This window comes from Methylobacillus glycogenes JCM 2850, assembly GCF_000617925.1.
Taxonomy (GTDB): Bacteria; Pseudomonadota; Gammaproteobacteria; order Burkholderiales; family Methylophilaceae; genus Methylobacillus; species Methylobacillus glycogenes.
Window position 1 is genome coordinate 344,928 of the sequence record NZ_BAMT01000002.1, and the last position, 14,980, is coordinate 359,907.

The following is a 14,980-nucleotide window of genomic DNA, read 5'->3' on the forward strand; positions in this document are numbered from 1 at the left end:
AAGTACATAGGCAGTTTAAAAGCCTAGAGAATGACAAGGGTTAATATTGACAATAATTTGCTTTAAATTTGCTATTTGTGAATGTATATTGTTTTTACCTTGATCATTTTATGGAGCCTACACTTATGTCGACCGCGTTTAAATTTTCTGCAAAGTCGTTGAACGCCTTGATCGCTGGCGCTGCCTTGGGCGTCACGCTGGTGGCCTATGGCACCCCGGCGCAAGCAAGTAGCCAGGAAGCTATCACTTTGAGTTGTAATACTGCCAAGCAAGTTTGCCAGGCCAGTGGCACTGATGAGGATGGTAAACCTATTGCCGCCTGGACTTCATGGTTCACGAAGAAAGGAAGTAATGTCGCTATCAACAAGAAAAACACGCAAACCTCAACTCAAGCAAAAGTGGACCCTCAAATTGAGGATTCCATCCCTTGTGATCAAGGTGGCCCCAAGGGTAGCGTATTTACATGGCATGTGAGTACGTTTACAGAAACACTGAAGTACACGCACCCTAGCGCAACAGTAGACGTATATTGTTATTAATGATTTTTTAAAACAAAGGCGACCTGTAAGGTCGCCTTTTTAATCTGCATGACAGGCTGTTGAACATTAGCCTGTCATGTTGTGTGCACTATGGGGAAAGGCTGCGCTGAATCAGCTTTCCCCCTCATGCATTCCTTAAGCTGCTTGCTTGAGGCTGGCAATATCGATCACAAAGCGGTACTTGATATCGCTCTTGAGCATACGTTCAAATGCCTCGTTGATTTCCTGGATAGGGATCAACTCAATATCTGAAGTGATATTGTGCTCGGCGCAGAAATCCAGCATTTCCTGGGTTTCTTGTATACCACCAATCAAAGAACCTGCCAGCGTGCGGCGCTTGAAGATCAGATTGCCTACACTGGGGGAAGGGTGCGGACTATCAGGCACGCCTACCAGACACATGGAACCGTCACGCTTGAGCAGGGACATGAACTGATCCAGGTCATGTGGCGCAGCCACGGTGTTGAGGATGAAATCAAAGCTTTGCAGATGCTCCGCCATTTGCGCTGCATCCTTGGAAATCACCACTTCGTCAGCGCCCAGGCGCTTGGCATCTTCTGCCTTGCCGGGGGAGGTGGTGAACAATACGGTGTGGGCACCAAAAGCATGGGCAAACTTCAAACCCATATGGCCCAAACCGCCCAGGCCAACGATACCTACCTTATGACCCTTGCCCACTTTCCAGTGACGCAGTGGGGAGTAAGTGGTGATGCCAGCACACAACAGCGGCGCGGTAGCAGCCAAGTCTAATTTATCGGAAATCTTCAGGGTGAAGCGCTCATCAACGACGATGAGGTTGGAATAACCACCATAAGTTGATTTGCCTGTGTGCTTGTCCGGGCTGTTGTAGGTGAACACGGAATGGTTGCAGTATTGCTCCAGGCCATCCGCACAGTCAGGGCAGCCACCACAGGAATCTACCAGGCAACCCACACCTGCCAGATCACCCGCCTTGAATTTCTTTACCGCGCTACCTACGCGGGTGACACGGCCAACAATCTCGTGGCCTGGCACCATGGGGAAGGTGGAATTACCCCATTCGTCACGCGCCTGGTGTAAATCCGAGTGGCAGACGCCACAAAACAGAATTTCGATTTCTACATCTTCAGCGCCAACTTCACGGCGCTCAAATGCAAATGGGGCCAAGGGGGACTTGGGATCATGGGCGGCATAACTGATGGCTTTGGTCATGGACTGCTCCTGTTAGCTAAGGGGGAATATGGCATGGCGTGGGTTTGCAACCACGGCCACGGGAATAGAGGCATTATGGCGGCTTGCATTGCTCCAATAAATGGAAATAAATCAATTTCACAATTCCAGAATTGGGATTTTAAGCCGTGCATAAAGCTTGCGGTACTGGCATGACCACCAATGTCAGTGCCAGTACCGCATGAGTTAACGCTGGCGGTTATCCAGTGCCAGGTAAAGTACGCTACTACTGGCCAGAATCAGCAAGCCGCCAGCGATGGCCAGGTCTTTAAGCAGCATGGTTGTCTGCTGGGCGTTGTTGAAATCAAGGTGGAACAGCACTGCGGCAAGGATACAGAACAAGGCCAGCAACCAGGCCACAATACGCGTCTGCAAACCAACAATAAGGGCGATGCCTCCCAGCAGTTCCAGGGCAATGGTAGGCCAAAGCAAAATGCCGGGCACGCCGGCAGATTCCATAAAGGCGACGGTGCCAGTTTGGTCGGCAATCTTGCCCGCGCCAGCGACCACAAATATGAGGGCAATCAGGATACGCCCCACCAGGTGTGCATATGCATTCATCTATTTCTCCTCTATATGATGTTATGTAGCCTGGGTGGCGTGTGCCACCCAGGCTTAACCATAAAGCATAACGAGTCAGGATGCCATGCAATGCCTGTGATGCATCTAAGTCAGATGCGCCACAGGGTGGGCGCTATGCTCGCCGTTAAGTTTGCCGTTAAACTTGCCCAGCCAGCTTGGCTAAAGCTGCTTGCACGCCTGCAGCATAGCCAGGGTCGGCCTTGGCAAATTGCTGCAGCATGCGCTCTTGTATGCTGGCGTTGGCTTGCGATAGCCCGGCTGCAATATTGCCACATAGCTGTTGTTGCTGATCAGCTGACATCAAGCGGAATAGTGCACCTGGTTGGCTGTAATAATCTTCTTCAGACTGATCGTGATATCCCACCCAGGCATCTTCCAGCACAGGCAATGGTGGCGGAGTGTATTGCGGGGCCGGAGTAGGGGATGTGCCAGCCCTGTCATTGGGGTAAAAATTCGGCACCTGCTTGAGGCTACTGGCAGAAGCACCATGACCTGTCACTGGGCATCCGGCCGCCATGGCCCCATCGCGCTGGTAGTGGTTGACCGGGCAGCGAGCGGCATTCACGGGTAATTGATTGGCATTGACGCCTACCCTATAGCGATGCGCATCTTGATACGCCAGCAAGCGCGCTTGCAGCATTTTGTCTGGTGAAGCGCCTATGCCGGGCACCAGGTTGCTAGGCGCAAACGCGGCTTGCTCGGTCTCGGCAAAGTAGTTGTCCACATTGCGGTTAAGCTCCAGCTGGCCTATCTCTATCAAAGGAAAATCGGCATGTGGCCAAATCTTGGTCAGATCAAAAGGATTGATCTTGTAATCACGCGCCTCAGCCTCAGTCATGATCTGCAACTTCACCGCCCAGGCGGGGAATTCACCACGATTGATGGCATCCACCAGGTCTTGCTGCGCGCCAAAGGCGGGCAATTGCGCGGCTTCTTCACCTGTTACGGTCTTGATGCCTTGCTTGCTCTTGAAGTGCCATTTAATCCAGACGCGTTGCCCGGCTTCGTTCCAGAAACTCAAGGTATGGGAGCTGAAACCATGCATATGGCGGTAAGAAGCGGGGATGCCTCGGTCCGACATCAGTATGGTCATCTGATGCAGTGATTGCGGGTGATTGGCCCAGAATTCAAAGGCATTGGCGGGGGTGGGCAGATTGGTGACCGGGTCTTTTTTCTGCGAATGGATAAAGTCCGGGAATTTGATCGGGTCGTTAAGGAAAAACACCGGGGTGTTATTGCCCACTAGGTCGAAATTGCCTTGCTGGGTGTAGAACTTGACTGCAAAACCTCTAGGGTCACGCGCATAATCGCTGGAATCCTGACCGCCGCCCACAGTGGAAAAACGCACAAACACTTCGGTCTGGCTGCCTACGTTTTGCAAAAAGCTGGCGATGGTGTGCTGGCTCAGGCTTTTGCTCAAGGTAAACGTGCCATAAGCCCCTGTACCTCGTGCATGCACCACACGCTCGGGAATGCGCTCGCGATTGAAATGGGCGAGCTTTTCAAACAAATAGTGGTTATCAAAGGTCAAGGGCCCGCGCGGCCCTACGCTGATGCTGTTGTTATCGTCAGGCACCGGGGCGCCGCTGCTGGTAGTGATTGTGCTCATAACTTTCTCCTTGAGTTGATGAAGGCTGCTGGCTTTAGCGCTTTTAAACCGCTCTATGATTATTCAGCCTGTTATCTTGAGTAATATCTGTAACGCAGGTTCATCCTAAAGCCAAATCAATATTAATGAAAATTGATTGTTTTAACCAAGTCAATAAATCCAGCTAATGGGTGTAAGCAATAAAAAAGGGACCGAAGTCCCTTTTCTGGTTCAAGGCTAGCGCCAGTATCAATGATTGGAGTTGACGCGTATCTTTTGCAAGATGATGGTTGATAACTCTTCAATCGAACGACTGGTGGAATCTATCCAGTTAATCTTTTCACGCTGCATCAAATCTTCCGCCAAACGTATTTCATGGCGGCAGTTGTCCAGAGAGGCATAAAAGCTATCCGGCCTGCGCTCGCTACGTACGCTATGCAGACGCTCGGCATTGATGGACAGCCCGTAAAGTTTCTCTGGATGTTTCTTCAAGGCTTCAGGCAGGCTGCCACGCTCCAGATCTTCGGGGATCAAGGGGTAGTTGGCGGCCTTGATACCAAACTGCATGGCCAGGTACAAGCTGGTAGGTGTCTTGCCGCAGCGCGACACGCCTACCAAGATTACCTGTGCTTCACTGAGGCCAAAATCTGTCATGCCGTCATCGTGATTTAGCGTGAAGTTGATCGCATCAATGCGCTCGTAATAGCTGTTACCCAGCACACTGTGGGCAATGCCCGAAGTGCGCGAAGGTTGCATCTGCAATTCTTCAGCCAATGGATCGACAAAAGAACCGAACACATCCAGATGCAGGGCATTGCTCTGCTTGAGCTTATCTCTGAGATCGGTATTCACCAGCGTCATCACAACGATGGGACGTACTCCTTCGGCAGCCTCAGTTTCAGCGATACGCACCAGCGCCTCTTCCACCTTCTGTTCAGAGTCGGTGAAAGGCAGGCGGATATGGCGGAAGCTGACCATAGGGAAATGCGCCAGTAGGTGGCCGACGGACTCGGCGGTAATACCGGTGCCGTCGGAGATGAAGAACACACTGCGTTTCTGCGTGGCGCTGGTCATCTTTTTTCCGCTTACTTGCTGATACGCTGCCAGGTGCTGATCACGGTATCCGGGTTCAGCGATACCGACTTGATCCCCTTTTCTACCAGCCATTCAGCAAAGTCAGGGTGATCAGAAGGGCCTTGACCGCAGATACCGACATACTTGTTCAGGCGGTTGGCAGTGCTGATGGCCATTTCCAGCAAGACCTTGACCGCAGGGTCACGCTCGTCAAAGCCGTGAGCCACCAGGCCAGAGTCACGGTCCATACCCAGCGAAAGCTGAGTCAGATCGTTAGAGCCTATGGAGAAGCCATCGAAGTACTCGAGGAACTGCTCGGCCAGCAAGGCGTTGGATGGAATTTCGCACATCATGATCAGACGCAGGCCATGTTCGCCGCGCTTGAGGCCATGCTTAGCGAGGATTTCCACCACTTGGCGTGCTTCGTCCAGAGTACGTACAAACGGGATCATCAATTCGATATTGGTGAGGCCCAGTTCTTCGCGCACCTTGCGCATGGCGATACATTCCAGCTCGAAGCAATCCTGGAAGTCAGGCGAGATGTAGCGCGCAGCGCCACGGAAGCCCAGCATAGGATTTTCTTCTTCCGGCTCGTAGATTTCGCCACCAATCAGCTTGCGGTATTCGTTGGACTTGAAGTCCGACATACGCGCGATGACAGGCTTGGGATAGAAAGCAGCACCAATGGTGGCAACACCTTCAGCCAGCTTGTCGATATAGAACTGACGTGGGCTGGCGTAACCCTTGGCACGGCGCAGGATGTCTTCCTGCATTTCGGCAGGCACTTTGTCCAGGTTGAGGATGGCCTTGGGGTGTATGCCTATCATGTTATTGATGACAAACTCCAGACGGGCCAGGCCCACACCTTCGTTAGGGATCTGCGCAAAGCTGAAGGCCATGTCGGGGTTGCCGACGTTCATCATGATCTTGACTGGCGCTGGAGGCAGCTTGGCTTCTTCTTCCTGAGTCACGGTGAAGGGTACGGCACCGCTATAGACATAGCCGGTTTCACCTTCAGCACAGGACACGGTCACCACTTGACCATCCTGCAGCAGCTCAGTCGCGTTGACGCTACCTACAATCGCAGGGATACCTAGTTCACGCGCAATAATCGCGGCGTGGCAGGTACGGCCACCACGGTTGGTCACCAATGCGGATGCGCGCTTCATGACTGGTTCCCAGTTAGGGTCTGTCATATCAGCCACCAGTACGTCACCAGGCTGCACGGTGTTCATTTCGGAAGCGTGCTTGACGATACGCACCGGGCCAGAGCCTACCTTTTGCGTGACGGCACGGCCAGTGATCACGGCAGTGTTGCCGCTGCTGTTGATCTGGAATTTCTCAGTAACGTTACCGCTTTGCGATTTAACGGTTTCTGGACGCGCTTGCAGAATGTAGAGCTTGCCGTCTACACCGTCACGGCCCCATTCCACATCCATAGGGGTCTTGTAGTGTTCTTCGATCTGCACGGCAAAGCGCGCGAGTTCGAGAATTTCTTCATCAGCCAGGGAGTAGCGGCTGCTGTCTTCCTTGCTGTTTTCCACGGTGTGGGTGCTCTTGCCAGCCACATTGCTGTCGCTGAAGATCATCTTGATCAGCTTGGAGCCCAGGTTACGGCGCACGATGGCAGGGAAACCCTTGGCCAGCAGTGGCTTGTGTACATAGAACTCGTCAGGATTGACCGCACCTTGCACCACAGTCTCACCCAGGCCGTAGGAGGAGGTGATGAAGACCACATCACGGAAACCGGATTCGGTATCCATGGTGAACATTACACCGGAGCTACCCAGGTTGCTGCGTACCATGCGCTGCACACCCGCAGACAAAGCCACATCAGCGTGGATAAAGCCCTTGTGTACGCGGTAGGAGATTGCACGGTCGTTATAGAGAGAGGCAAACACTTCCTTGATCGCGTGCAGGATGTTGTCCAGGCCGCGAATATTGAGGAAGCTTTCCTGCTGACCAGCAAAAGACGCATCGGGCAAGTCTTCCGCAGTGGCGGAAGAGCGCACAGCGAAGGTCATATCATCGCCAGATTCTGTGGTCAGGGTCTTGTAGTGTTCGGCAATCGCATCTTGCAGTTCTTTAGGGAACGGCGTGTCGATAATCCATTGGCGGATCTTTTGGCCAGTGGCAGCCAAGGCATCCACATCATCCACGTTGAGGACATCCAGTTCGGCATTGATACGCTTGTCCAGGCCGTCCTTGGCCAGGAACTCACGGTAAGCGTGAGCCGTGGTAGCAAAACCACCCGGTACACGCACACCTTTTGCAGTGAGCTGGCTGATCATTTCGCCTAGTGAAGCATTCTTGCCGCCAACTGCAGGCACATCAGTGATACGCAGTTTGTCGAAGGCGATTACGTAATCCAACATGTTTACTCTCCATCAATACATGGCGCCGGGCGCACGTAAGTTTTTGTTCAGAATCAATTTCCCATTTGGCTTACGCCTCTTGGGTCATCAACGCTGAAAAGCTAAAGATTTTAAGGGGATGTAGATAAAGGAAAATCAATATTTTGCCCTATTGTAACCTCATGTGTCACCTGTAACGCGGCTTTGGCGGCAAAAAAAGCCCGCCAGACATGATCAGGGTAGGGACTCGCAAGTATAGGCATGGGGAATCATGACTTGCATTAGTCCAATCGGCCTAGATGTACAGACTTAAGGCATAGAGGCAATCGTGTCATGCAAGCACAGGCATTTGGCGCATGAACATGCCATTGTGCCTATTGCTTGACCGGATATTTGCTGAGTTTGCGCTGTAGTGTGCGCCTGTGCATATTGAGACTGCGCGCGGTGGCGGAAATATTGCCCTCATTTTCCTGTAGCACGCGCTGTATATGTTCCCATTCCATGCGGTTGACCGAGAGGGTTTGGCTGGCCAATGGAATTTCCGCATCGCCTTCGGTGCGCTGGAAGGCGGCCAATATCTGTGCTGCGTCCGCAGGTTTGGCCAGATAGTGGGTGGCCCCAAGCTTGACGGCCTCCACCGCCGTGGCAATGCTGGCATAACCCGTCAACACCACAATCCGGGTTTGGTTATCAATCTGGTGCAGATGGCGCACCAGAGCCAGGCCGGATTCCCCGGGCATCTTCAGGTCTATCACGGCATATTCTGGTGTTTCGTGTTCGGTCAGCGTGATGGCCTCTTGCACACTATGCGCCACCACAACATGGAAGCCGCGCTTTTGCATGGCACGTGCCAGCACCTCGGTGAACAGCACATCGTCATCCACCAGCAGCATATCGGCCTGGTTGAGACTATTAATATCACTGAGACTATTAATATCAATGTCCGCCATGTACAGGCTCCAGACAAATACGCGCCAGCGGAATCAGAATGCAGGCCACGGTGCCTTGCGGCTGGCGCTGTTTGAAACTGATTTCACCATCAAATTTTTCCAGTACCGACTTGGCAAGATATACCCCCAGTCCCATGCCACCCTGCGCCTGCTTGGAGCTAGTGAAGGGCGTGCCCATCTGTGCCAAGGTGCTGCTATCAGGAAACTGGCCCTGATCATGGATTTCAATACGCAGGTTTTTGCCCACGACTGCCACGCTGACACTGATGCCAGCAGGCGAGGCATCGGCGGCATTGTTGATAAGATTGGTGATGGCCTGGCCCAGCGCCAGGTCGGCCACCATATGCGGGCAAGGGTCTGGCAGATTGAGCTGTAACTGCAAAGGCGTGCCTGGCCGCATATCTGACCAGCGGCTCACCAGTTGCTGCACAAAGACATCCATGCGCAAGGCGCTGGCGGCCTCGGAGCGCGTCATGCCAGCCGTGGCGGTAATGGAAGAAAGTATCTCCTTGCAGCGCTCTACCTGCTTGCGCAGTAAAGCGAGCGACTCTGCCAGTTCTGGCTGGGTTTGATAATCGTCCTGCAATTCGCGCGTGATCACGGCCATGGTGGACAAGGGCGTACCCAGCTCATGCGCCGCGCCTGTGGCCAGCGTGCCTAGCGCCAGCATGCGCTCACTTTCCAGTACTTTTTCCCGTGAGGCTGCTAGCAGCCTATCGTATTCGCGCAGATTACGCCCCATGCGCTCCACAAAAAACGCAATCACCAGCGCGCTGACCACAAAGCCGCCCCACATGCCGAGCAAGTGCAGGTTAAACCCTTCATCCTGCAGATGATAAGAAGCATGATGCGTGTGCGCTTGTATGGTGAGTGGCTGGTAATAAAACATCAGCAGGCTATAAGCCCCAACCACCAGGGCGGCAATCAGCCAGGTCTGCCGCCAGGACAGTGCCACTGCGGCCACCGCCAGCGGTAATAAATACATCCAGACAAAGGGATTGCTGTAACCCCCCGTGGCGTAGAACAGCCAACTGAGAATGCCAATATCCAGCAGCAGTTGCAGCAGAATTTCCAGATCATCAATACGGGCCTGACGCCATAACCGTAACCAGCTGATCAGATTGATGGCGAGCATCAGCCCCAGTGCCGCCGCCACTTCAGTGACAGGCAGGGCCAATTGATAGTTGCGGGTGGCGACTATGCTGGCCAGCACCAGCGACACCATCATGACCACGCGTAGCCAGAGCAGGCGGCGCAGCGTAGTGGCAAAAGCGCGAGAAGACATATTGGCATTTTACCTCAGGCACTGCAGCGTCTGGCATGCGACAAAATGCCACGGCGGCAATTTGCCACATTCTTGAATCCAGAGTGGTTTTTTAGAATGCTATTCCCGATTTCTCGGGACTAACCAATAACCCCGATTTCTCGGGACTAGAGCAATAACCCCGACTTTGCGGGACTAGCATCATAAAAAGGAGAAAGTATGAAGAAGAGAAAGCGATCGCTAAACATAACCCAGGCTAAGGGCTTGGCCCGGCTGGCAGGTCTGTCGCTGGGCTTGTTGCTGACCAGCAACGCGGCCCTGGCAGCAAACCCGGCTGGCCCAGGCGAGACCCTGGCGCGTAAAAGTGGATGCCTGGCTTGTCATGGCGTGCAGGAAAAGAAACTGGGGCCAGCCTATAGTGAAGTGGCGGCAAAATACAAAGGTGACAAAGGCGCGCAGGCGCGTCTGGTGAGCAAGGTCAAGGCTGGTGGCAGTGGCGCATGGGGCGATATGCCTATGCCACCCAATGCACACGTCAAGGATGAGGATATCAATACCATTGTGGCCTGGGTGCTGTCGCTATAAAGCTAAATGATGTCGCGATACTCTACATTTGCAACATCATGACCTGCGACATCATGCCGCATTCCCCTGGTTCTGATACGGGCATAAGATAAAGCCATCCTGTATCGAGGATACCTCATCACAGTCTCGCTATAGACTGCTTTAGGGCTGAGTGCTTGCTGGCACCCGGCCCTTTTTCTTTTATTTGTATTTATTTTCCTGGGTCAGTATAAGGTGCGCAGCGCGACGTTTGTGGCGCCAGCGCAGCCAGCCCGTCACAAACAGCAGCAAGGGCAGCAGCCCGCTCAGCAATACCAGCCAGCGGCCCACCAGCCAAAGGCTTCGCCATTGTGCAAAGGGTGCAGCCAGTTCAGCAGCTTGTCCCCAGCGCTATCGGCAAAATAATCATGCTGGCCCAGCAGTTGGCCTTGCAGGTCGAACTGTACCGTGGTCTTGGGAAAGCGCAGGCCGGGTTCGCCGGGCTGGTAAAGCCGGAACTGATATTGCCCCTGGGCGCTATCCGGTGTGTAAATCCAGCGTAGGCGGCTGCCGGGAAATTGTGCCAGCGCGATAACGGCCATCTGATCCAGACTTAATGCGGCGGCAGGGATGGCGGCGGCATGCTCAGGTGGCGTAGCTGCGCTTCCCATGTGTTGCAAGCCATGCTTGGCGCCTATCCATGGTTCAAACCAGGAGGGTTTCTCCAGCATTAGCCCGCTGACCACCAATATCAGCAACACCAGCAGGCCATAGACCCCTGCCAGCTTGTGCCAGTCGTAAATGCGCTTATAGAGATGGGCATTGCGTCTATAGGCAAAGGCCTTGCGCCAGTTGCCGCGACCTTGGGGCCACCACAGGTAGAGGCCAGTGAGCAGCGAGATCAGCATCAACAGGCTGGCAATCGCCAATATGGTTTTGCCATCCAGATCCAGCAGCAAGGTGTAGTGCAGGTCATACAGCCAGGTCATGACGGTGTTGCCCCATAGTCGTTCGGAGGTTATCTCCAGCGTGTGCGGGTCCAGGGTCACCATCAGCGGCGCAAAGTGTAGCTGTCTGGTTTCCGCTGGCTTGAGGTAGCGCGCCAGCACCGGATCACCCTCATGCAGCGGCAGCTCTATGCGCCAGCCTGCCGTGCGCGCGGGGAAATCCGCACGCAGCTTGTCCAGTATGGCTTGTGGCGAGACTGTCTGGGGAGAACCTGGCTGGGAGGAGCCTGGCCTGGTCACTGCTGGCAAGGCCAGGTTGTCCAGCGTGGTGTAGAACACCAGCAGGCTGCCAGTCAGGCCCAGCAGCACAAACACTGCGCCCACGCTCAGGCCCAGATACAAATGTAACTGCAACCATAAGCGCCTGAGCTTGAGTTGGTTCATCCCTGGCTAGCCTCGCTTAAGGGCGGATATATCAGACTATAACCTTGCAGACGCATTACATATCCAGCCGTACAGATGCATAAATGCCACGACCTTCGCCTGGGGAGTGCAGGGTTTGCGGGAAGGTGGTATCCCAGAACACATATTCATAATAGCGGTCGGCAATATTGCGTGCCTGCAACTCCAGGCTCACATTCTTCTGCACCTGCCACACCGCCCCCAAGTTGACGAGGAAATAACCGCCAAACTTGCCCTGGGTATTGCTGCGCTCCAGATAATAATCGCCCTGGCCATTGGCCCAGGCCGAGAGCTTGAGTGTGGGTAGCACGCGGTAATCAGCACCCAGGCCATAAATCTGCCGTGGCACATGATCAATCTCGTTGCCTTGGTTGTTGAGTTCAGTGGCCCCGGGTTTGACGATTTCCGAACGTTGCAAGGAAAGATTGGCCCATAAATCCAGCTTGGGGCTGGGGCGCAGATTGGCCTGGAAATCCAGACCACGGCGCAGGGTCTTGCCTATGTTCTCGGAATCATTGCTGGCGCTGCCCAGTATGCGTCTGGCTTCATTGCTGGCTTCCTGCTCCCACAATGCCACACGCCCGTCTATCCAGTCTGTGGGCTGTAGCTTGACGCCCAGTTCCCAACCATCATTGATGGAAGGTTTGAGGTCAGGGGCCAGGGGGTTGGTCTTATAGGTCGCTGCGCCTATGCCCACCTGGAAGCTGCGCCCCCAGTTGCCGTAGACGCTGGCATGCTCGGAGAGCGTGTATACCGCACTGATCTTGGGCTGGCGGATCACGCCGTAATCCTGCACATCGGCATCAATGCGGCCAAGGATATCCTTGTAATCACCATAGACGCGGTCTATGCGGTAGGCCGGCACGATCTTCAACGCGGCAGTGGGGCGGATAATGGCCTGCACATAGCCACCATAGATATCAAATTCATAGTGCTGGTCACGCGTGGTGCTGGTGCGTGTACGTGCTGTGGTGTTGTAGCGGCGGCTGACATTGTCCTGCCATTCAGCGCTAAACCCGGTCTCCAGCGCCAAACTGTGCAGGCCGCTGACCTCGGGCCGCCAGGTCAGGCTGGAAATCACGCCCTTGTGGTTTTCCTCGGCCAGGCGTTCGCCCTGGGTGGTGTTGCGTATGGAAAAACGCACCCAGCGTTGATCGTTCATGGTGTTGAGGTAGGCTTTATTGCTCCAGAACCACTGCTCATTCAGCTTCCAGTCAAAGTGCAGGCTGAGCTGGTTGAGCTCTCGCTCGCCGCCATCGGTGTTGTTGTGGGGCTGGGAGTCACGTGGATGAGCGCGCGATTGCGCAAAAGTCAGATACCCGGCTTCCTGCGCATCTTGTTCATAATGCCGCGCAATCAGACCAGTGCGGAACTGCCCATCTTCCGAATCATAAAACCACTTGCCAGCCACCGTGCCCTTGCGCGAGTCAGAGTGGTCACGGTAACCGTGGTATTCCTGCACCGCGGCAAAGTAATTCTGGCTGAAGCCATTTTTCTCTATGCCCACGCCTGCCTGTAACTCACGCGTGTTGAAACTGCCGTAGCTGGCACGGGCCGTGGTGTAGTTGCCGCCTATCTTGGTCACCACGTTGGCATTGCCAGCGATATTGTGCAGCCCATAGCGTGGGTCGTTGGTGCCACGCACAATCTCTATGGCCTCGATATCCAAAGGCATGATCATATCGAGGTAAGGCATATTGCCGTCATTGCTATTGCTGGGAATGCCATCAATCAGCAGCTTGACGGCATTGACCTCACCCTCGCCATTGAAGCCACGGAAAGAGAATTTACCCGTGGTAGTGCCCATGCGGTATTCGGTGAGTTGCACGCCGGGCGCACGCGAGAACAGCTGCCAGCTGTTTTGTACCGACTGGTGTTCTATGGCCTCCACACCAATCACATCAACCGAAGAAAGAATGCTGCGTGCAGGCAGGGCTGAGGCACGGTTGCCGGTGACGACAATACCGCCTACGGTAATGGTGGAATCGCTATCGCTGGAGCGAGGTGTGACATGGTCGGCCAGGGCGTGGCCGCTATAGGCTGCCATTACTGCAATGGCAACGAGATTGAAACGATACTTCATGATGACTCCTGAATGTTCAGGTCAGCTGCATGACATGACGCACCTCATAACTTCACAAGGATGAAAATCATGCAGGCTTCACCCACAAGGTTGGGCAAAGATTGACCAAATAAGACTAGGCCTCAAGCCTGCAAGAGCAGGCCATGGGCAAGACAATCAGGAGAGTGTGGGTGGGCCGCGCGGCTGAATGGCTGCCCAGGCAAACAGCGGGCGTGGCGCGTGGTAATACAAGGCAGGCATCTCATAGCGAAGATTGCCCGATAACAGTTGCGGGGCATTGCCGCTTAAAAAGACTGGGCTGTGATGCATGAGATTGCAATATGGGCAGTGCACCATGCCATGCGCAGGGGATTCATGATCGGATGTTTCCTGATCATGCTCAGCGCCAGATTCAGACAAGGCTTCGGGCTGGTGTTCAGCGCTATATGGTCAGGTATGTGCGTGCCTGCATGGGCGTGCGCAACTTGGCTTGGTTCATGGCTAAGTTCATGGCTTCTATGCTGGCCTGCCACCATGTTGTAGTCCGAAGGGGCTGCTGCCGTTTTTACGGACAAAGGCATATACTGGCTGCCCGTGTTGATACCGCTCAGCTGGTTCAGCATGGAACAGGCCACCAGTATCTGGTTGCCGTGCGCTGCCAGCGTTTGCGAGATTGCCGGGGCCAGCGCGCTGAATAGGATAAGGACGCATGACCAGAGGGCGATCAGCTGACGCTTTTGCCTAAACAGTATCATGTACGGATAATATCAATAAAAGTCATTTCAATCACGCATCATGCTTTTCCAGTGTCGGGGTAAGATGAAACAACAGATTTTTGCCATCCTGCTGGGCTTGCTGGGCCTGTCGGCCGCACAAGCTGGCCCGGAGACGGTGACTCAGGATGAGGATATCCAGCTGCGCAAGCTGGCAGACCGCATCCCGAGCAATTGTCGGGTAGCCGGCACGCGCGATGCCAATGGGCAGCCGGTATTCTTCTGGCAACATACCTTTAATGACGGTACGCGCGATCTGGTAATGGCAACCTCGCTGGAAGGCCGCTTGCAAGGCATACGCCGTGTCACCTATGGCGGTAGCCAGAGCCTGGGCTGTCATTTTCCCCTACTGGCCATAGTGCGCGGTGGCGCCTGGGGCTGGCATCTGGCCTGGATGCGCATGAACAAGGGCTTGTTCTATGCACGCATGGATGGCGAAGCCTGGGTGTCCTCACCGCCCAAGCGCATGAGCAATGCCGATGTGACCCAGGTGGAACTCAGCACCGTCAATAATCGCGTCAGCCTAGGCTGGCTGGAGCTGACCAACAACATCACCATCCCGACGCAGATGTTCTCCGAGGATGATGGCCGCACCTGGGTGCGCCGCTAAACTTAAGCCTAGCCCGGCTGGGC

General features: G+C 54.4%; 14 protein-coding genes. 3 read left to right on the forward strand and 11 right to left on the reverse strand.

All coding sequences use genetic code 11. The features are described 5' to 3' along the window. The first annotated feature begins 125 nt into the window (after nt 1–125). Nucleotides 126–539: a hypothetical protein gene (locus tag JCM2850_RS05495; protein WP_148301202.1), complete on the forward strand. Its 414-nt coding sequence runs from the start codon at nt 126–128 to the stop codon at nt 537–539. Nucleotides 540–674: 135 nt separating this feature from the next. Here the strand turns inward: JCM2850_RS05495 and JCM2850_RS05500 are convergent, their stop codons facing one another. From JCM2850_RS05500 to JCM2850_RS05530, 7 genes are all read right to left on the reverse strand, one after another. Then, the gene (locus JCM2850_RS05500; RefSeq protein WP_025870347.1) at nt 675–1,730 is read right to left on the reverse strand and encodes an NAD(P)-dependent alcohol dehydrogenase; all 1,056 of its coding nucleotides are present in this window, start codon (nt 1,728–1,730) and stop codon (nt 675–677) included. A 204-nt stretch (nt 1,731–1,934) separates the two neighbouring features. Continuing rightward, nucleotides 1,935–2,309 (reverse strand): DoxX family protein, encoded by a 375-nt coding sequence (locus JCM2850_RS05505; protein WP_025870348.1) that lies wholly within the window; start codon nt 2,307–2,309, stop codon nt 1,935–1,937. A 157-nt stretch (nt 2,310–2,466) separates the two neighbouring features. Beyond that, nucleotides 2,467–3,939 carry a catalase gene (locus JCM2850_RS05510; protein WP_025870350.1) on the reverse strand — a complete coding sequence of 491 codons (1,473 nt, stop codon included), beginning with the start codon at nt 3,937–3,939 and terminating at the stop codon, nt 2,467–2,469. Between the two features lie 228 nt (nt 3,940–4,167). Further along, nucleotides 4,168–4,992 carry a posphoenolpyruvate synthetase regulatory kinase/phosphorylase PpsR gene (gene ppsR, locus JCM2850_RS05515; protein ID WP_025870351.1) on the reverse strand — a complete coding sequence of 275 codons (825 nt, stop codon included), beginning with the start codon at nt 4,990–4,992 and terminating at the stop codon, nt 4,168–4,170. An 11-nt stretch (nt 4,993–5,003) separates the two neighbouring features. Next, complete coding sequence (gene ppsA, locus JCM2850_RS05520) at nt 5,004–7,367, reverse strand: phosphoenolpyruvate synthase (protein ID WP_025870353.1); 2,364 nt, start codon at nt 7,365–7,367, stop codon at nt 5,004–5,006. A gap of 353 nt (nt 7,368–7,720) precedes the next feature. Beyond that, entirely contained in the window at nt 7,721–8,296 is a 576-nt protein-coding gene (locus JCM2850_RS05525; protein ID WP_025870355.1) for a response regulator transcription factor, read from the reverse strand. Further along, nucleotides 8,283–9,581, reverse strand: coding sequence for an ATP-binding protein (locus JCM2850_RS05530; RefSeq protein WP_025870357.1), 1,299 nt, complete (start codon nt 9,579–9,581; stop codon nt 8,283–8,285). Before JCM2850_RS05530 ends, JCM2850_RS05525 begins: the two co-directional genes overlap by 14 nt. Before the next feature lie 198 nt (nt 9,582–9,779). On the opposite strand from JCM2850_RS05530, the gene JCM2850_RS05535 reads away from it, so the two are divergent. Further along, nucleotides 9,780–10,145 carry a c-type cytochrome gene (locus tag JCM2850_RS05535; protein ID WP_081774964.1) on the forward strand — a complete coding sequence of 122 codons (366 nt, stop codon included), beginning with the start codon at nt 9,780–9,782 and terminating at the stop codon, nt 10,143–10,145. 284 nt (nt 10,146–10,429) lie between these two features. Here JCM2850_RS05535 and JCM2850_RS17365 read toward each other — a convergent pair whose 3' ends face one another. The 4 genes from JCM2850_RS17365 to JCM2850_RS21795 form a co-directional block, all read right to left on the reverse strand. Beyond that, nucleotides 10,430–11,494 (reverse strand): PepSY-associated TM helix domain-containing protein, encoded by a 1,065-nt coding sequence (locus JCM2850_RS17365; RefSeq protein WP_051525286.1) that lies wholly within the window; start codon nt 11,492–11,494, stop codon nt 10,430–10,432. A gap of 55 nt (nt 11,495–11,549) precedes the next feature. Next, nucleotides 11,550–13,595, reverse strand: a complete 2,046-nt coding sequence (locus JCM2850_RS05545) for a TonB-dependent receptor (RefSeq protein ID WP_025870361.1) — start codon at nt 13,593–13,595, stop codon at nt 11,550–11,552. A 156-nt stretch (nt 13,596–13,751) separates the two neighbouring features. After that, the gene (locus JCM2850_RS23835) at nt 13,752–13,931 is read right to left on the reverse strand and encodes a DUF2946 family protein (protein WP_439645849.1); all 180 of its coding nucleotides are present in this window, start codon (nt 13,929–13,931) and stop codon (nt 13,752–13,754) included. Next, a complete protein-coding gene (locus tag JCM2850_RS21795; RefSeq protein ID WP_199898263.1) occupies nt 13,880–14,197 on the reverse strand; it encodes a hypothetical protein in 318 nt (105 codons plus the stop codon). The genes JCM2850_RS23835 and JCM2850_RS21795 overlap by 52 nt, the downstream gene beginning before the upstream one ends. Before the next feature lie 196 nt (nt 14,198–14,393). On the opposite strand from JCM2850_RS21795, the gene JCM2850_RS05560 reads away from it, so the two are divergent. Further along, complete coding sequence (locus tag JCM2850_RS05560; RefSeq protein ID WP_025870365.1) at nt 14,394–14,957, forward strand: hypothetical protein; 564 nt, start codon at nt 14,394–14,396, stop codon at nt 14,955–14,957. The last annotated feature ends 23 nt before the right edge of the window (nt 14,958–14,980 follow it).

What these genes read in the sequence shown, in the direction of transcription:
- JCM2850_RS05525 (WP_025870355.1), bottom strand. Translation starts at nt 8,296, where the DNA reads ATGGCGGACATTGATATTAATAGTCTCAGTGATATTAATAGTCTCAAC.
- ppsR (WP_025870351.1), bottom strand. Translation starts at nt 4,992, where the DNA reads ATGACCAGCGCCACGCAGAAACGCAGTGTGTTCTTCATCTCCGACGGC.
- ppsA (WP_025870353.1), bottom strand. Translation starts at nt 7,367, where the DNA reads ATGTTGGATTACGTAATCGCCTTCGACAAACTGCGTATCACTGATGTG.
- JCM2850_RS05505 (WP_025870348.1), bottom strand. Translation starts at nt 2,309, where the DNA reads ATGAATGCATATGCACACCTGGTGGGGCGTATCCTGATTGCCCTCATA.
- JCM2850_RS05510 (WP_025870350.1), bottom strand. Translation starts at nt 3,939, where the DNA reads ATGAGCACAATCACTACCAGCAGCGGCGCCCCGGTGCCTGACGATAAC.
- JCM2850_RS05500 (WP_025870347.1), bottom strand. Translation starts at nt 1,730, where the DNA reads ATGACCAAAGCCATCAGTTATGCCGCCCATGATCCCAAGTCCCCCTTG.
- JCM2850_RS17365 (WP_051525286.1), bottom strand. Translation starts at nt 11,494, where the DNA reads ATGAACCAACTCAAGCTCAGGCGCTTATGGTTGCAGTTACATTTGTAT.
- JCM2850_RS05545 (WP_025870361.1), bottom strand. Translation starts at nt 13,595, where the DNA reads ATGAAGTATCGTTTCAATCTCGTTGCCATTGCAGTAATGGCAGCCTAT.
- JCM2850_RS05530 (WP_025870357.1), bottom strand. Translation starts at nt 9,581, where the DNA reads ATGTCTTCTCGCGCTTTTGCCACTACGCTGCGCCGCCTGCTCTGGCTA.
- JCM2850_RS21795 (WP_199898263.1), bottom strand. Translation starts at nt 14,197, where the DNA reads ATGCTGAACCAGCTGAGCGGTATCAACACGGGCAGCCAGTATATGCCT.
- JCM2850_RS05535 (WP_081774964.1), top strand. Translation starts at nt 9,780, where the DNA reads ATGAAGAAGAGAAAGCGATCGCTAAACATAACCCAGGCTAAGGGCTTG.
- JCM2850_RS05495 (WP_148301202.1), top strand. Translation starts at nt 126, where the DNA reads ATGTCGACCGCGTTTAAATTTTCTGCAAAGTCGTTGAACGCCTTGATC.
- JCM2850_RS05560 (WP_025870365.1), top strand. Translation starts at nt 14,394, where the DNA reads ATGAAACAACAGATTTTTGCCATCCTGCTGGGCTTGCTGGGCCTGTCG.
- JCM2850_RS23835 (WP_439645849.1), bottom strand. Translation starts at nt 13,931, where the DNA reads ATGGTGCACTGCCCATATTGCAATCTCATGCATCACAGCCCAGTCTTT.